This window comes from Streptomyces milbemycinicus, assembly GCF_002154605.1.
GTDB lineage: Bacteria > Actinomycetota > Actinomycetes > Streptomycetales > Streptomycetaceae > Streptomyces > Streptomyces milbemycinicus.
Genome location: NZ_MUNE01001015.1, coordinates 1 through 784, shown reverse-complemented (window position 1 = coordinate 784; position 784 = coordinate 1). Strand labels below are relative to the sequence as shown.

Annotated in this window: 1 protein-coding gene; it reads right to left on the bottom strand. The window is 72.7% G+C overall.

From position 1 onward, the window contains the following. Nucleotides 1–784, bottom strand: a 784-nt coding sequence (locus CCN51_RS50460; RefSeq protein WP_086861179.1) for an alpha/beta hydrolase family protein, incomplete at both ends; no start/stop codon positions are given.

The following is a 784-nucleotide window of genomic DNA, read 5'->3' as shown; positions in this document are numbered from 1 at the left end:
AAGGCGCTCGGCGAGGGCGGGGAGGACGATCTCGTAGTCGGTGAACGAGTTGTGCTCGGCCGCCTGCGTCCACAGATCGCGCTTCCACCCCGTCGAGTTCTGCCACAGCGCCCGCCAGGAGGGCGAGTGCTCATGGGTGTGCGGCAGCCGCCCCGACGTGGTCGCCAGCCACGCCCCCATCAGCAGAAACGGCCGGTCGAGCCCGCTGTGCGCGACCGGCAGCAGCAGATCGGGGTCGGTCCAGTCGTAGCCCAGCGGCCCGTCCAGGTTGACCCCGGCCCGGATCCGGCGGTCCAGCCGCATGGCCTCCGCCGTCGTCATGCCGCCGAGCGAGTGGCCGAACATCCCGACCCGCGCCATGTCCAGCGCCGCGCCGAGCCCGCTGGGCAACTGCCGCCCCCCGGCGTCCGGGTTGCCACCGCGCGCAAGCACCTCCAGCCGGTCCAGTACGAACCGGACGTCGGCCACCCGCACCTCCAGCACCGCCTTGTTGCGGTCCGCGACCGGCTCGATCTTGCCGATCTCCGACGACGCCTCGGCGACCCTCCCGTCGGGGAACTCCACGGCGTGCGCCTCGTACGTCGGGTCGACCGTCACCACGACATAGCCCTGGCCGGCCAGCTCCACCACGGCACTGGTGTCCAGCGTGCGCTCGTTGTACATCCCGGGCGAGTACAGCACCACGGGCCTGCGCCCAAGCCCGCGCGCCACCCCCGCCCCCTCACGGGCGTGCGTGGTGAACCCGGCCCAGTCGATGGCCCCGGGGTCGACCGTCAGGATCTGC